The sequence below is a fragment of the Halomicronema sp. CCY15110 genome (assembly GCF_016888165.1).
Taxonomy (GTDB): domain Bacteria; phylum Cyanobacteriota; class Cyanobacteriia; order Phormidesmidales; family Phormidesmidaceae; genus Halomicronema.
Genome location: NZ_JACSWC010000014.1, coordinates 1 through 253 on the forward strand (window position 1 = coordinate 1; position 253 = coordinate 253).

1 protein-coding gene is annotated in these 253 nt (G+C 56.1%); it reads right to left on the minus strand.

Translation table 11 applies throughout. The annotated features are described in order from the left end of the window. The coding region (locus JUK32_RS28540; RefSeq protein ID WP_204136837.1) for a transposase family protein at positions 1-187 on the minus strand (187 nt) is incomplete at its 3' end. Between the last annotated feature and the right edge of the window lie 66 nt (positions 188-253).

The window sequence follows — 253 nt, forward strand, 5'->3', positions numbered from 1 at the left end:
GTTCGACACTGGTGCACTCCTGCTGCCATTGTTCGAGAAGACTGGCCGGTAGTTCCTGTCGCAGATAGGGCAGGATTTCATGGATGTAGTTGCACACCGTTGCTTCTGCACAGCCCATCACTGCCGCGATCCCTTGCATCGTCCAGTGTTGACGTAGATAGAGCAAGGTGACGAGTAAGCGGCACAACAGAATAGCCTCTTTTTTCCGCCCTCCCCCGCTTTGCCGCTGACGCGTTGGCAATTGTGCCCGCTG